The organism is Mycobacterium shunyiense, assembly GCF_058270075.1.
This window is the reverse complement of sequence record NZ_JBZDPU010000019.1, coordinates 1-1,051: the sequence shown is the minus strand read 5'-3', so window position 1 is coordinate 1,051 and position 1,051 is coordinate 1. Positions and strand designations below refer to the sequence as shown.

Sequence of the window (1,051 nt, the reverse complement as noted above, 5' to 3'; positions counted from 1 at the left end):
GCGCAGTGAATCGCTGGCCAACTTCGGCCGGATCGCGGCGGGCCACGCGAACCAGGTGGACCCCGAGGGGCGCCGTACCCTCTCCGCGCAGCCTCGGTGGCTGCTAGGTGGCACCCGTGAACAGACCGTCGAGCCCGCGACCGGCCGCCCGCTGCGGTTGGCCGATGACCCCAACTCCACCCACTCGGTGCAGGGCCGCCACTTCTGGAATCCACGCTTCCGCAATTCACCCGCGGAGGAAGTGCCCGAAATCCAGGTGCCCGTCCACCCCGCGACGGAAGCCGCCCGTGAGGTACAGCAACTACCGGTGGCCGCGCCCAGCGATGTCGAGCAGTCCGCGGTGCCGGATCACGTGCTCGCCGCTGTGGCGTTGGCCGAGCGAGAGATCGAAGCCGCCGACCTGATGAGCCCGGCCGATCACCGGGTGTCGGTGGACGACGCGGTGAATCGTGCCCGGGCGAATGCACAGTGGTGGGCTGGGTTGTCGGAGGCTCAGCAGAAAGCACTGGTCAACACCTATCCGTTTGAGGTCGGTAACGCCGAGGGCATCCCGCCGAAAGTCCGGCATGAAGCCAACTCGAACATGCTGCGCCGTTATCTGGATCATCGTGAGCTGTTGCTGTCACGTCGCGAGAACGGTGTCGCGCTCAACAAGTTCGAATCGAACTACATCGATCTGATGAACGACATCGAGTCCGGGCTGCGGTCGGCGCACCGGAATGCCGCAAGACTGAACGTCGGCGGCCCGTTCCTGCTGGCGTTGAACCCTCAGGCCTTCGGCGGGGTGGGGCGTGCGATTGTCAGTTTCGGTGCCGATCCGTATACGGCGCAGTCGGTGTCTTGGTATGTGCCGGGGATGACGACCACGATCGGCAAGCTCCGGGCAATGACGATGCGCGCGGTCAACCTCCTTCAGTCCACCATGCAGGAGAATCCGGAGCTGTCCGCGGCGTCGATCACCTACATCGGCTACCAGGCACCGGGCAGTTGGGATCCGCGGGTGGGGTTTCAGCGGATGGCGCACAACGGTGGGCAGATCTTTGCCAGTGAC

The 1,051-nt window shown here is 65.4% G+C and carries 1 protein-coding gene; it reads left to right on the top strand.

Annotated elements, in window-relative coordinates:
* Nucleotides 1-1,051 (top strand): alpha/beta hydrolase (locus AC4ELH_RS23815; RefSeq protein WP_498887069.1); only part of this gene is annotated, 1,051 nt, incomplete at both ends.